Genomic DNA, 247 nt, shown 5'->3' with positions numbered 1-247 from the left:
TTTTACCAATCGTAGCTGGTAAAATTAAAGAAAATAAGAGTAATATTAAAAATATTACAACAGTTGTTCTATATGTAAAATAATTTGAATAGGGATCAACAATATTTTGTCTTTCAGATAATATAATTTTTCTATTTAATTTATAATTTGAATAAATTACTATAGGTTTAGATTTATAAAGAGTAATACAACTATCTTTGTTATTAGGAATATTAGGGGTATTTATATCATCTTTTCTTTTTATTAT

At 19.4% G+C, this 247-nt stretch carries 1 protein-coding gene; it reads right to left on the bottom strand.

The features are described 5' to 3' along the window. Positions 1 to 247: hypothetical protein (locus NUM_RS22975; protein WP_207126989.1), on the bottom strand; the 247-nt coding region annotated here is incomplete at both ends.

The organism is Actinocatenispora comari, assembly GCF_017312725.1.
Taxonomy (GTDB): domain Bacteria; phylum Actinomycetota; class Actinomycetes; order Mycobacteriales; family Micromonosporaceae; genus Actinocatenispora; species Actinocatenispora comari.
Note: the sequence above shows the minus strand (reverse complement) of the source record. Positions and strands in the feature narration are given on the sequence as shown.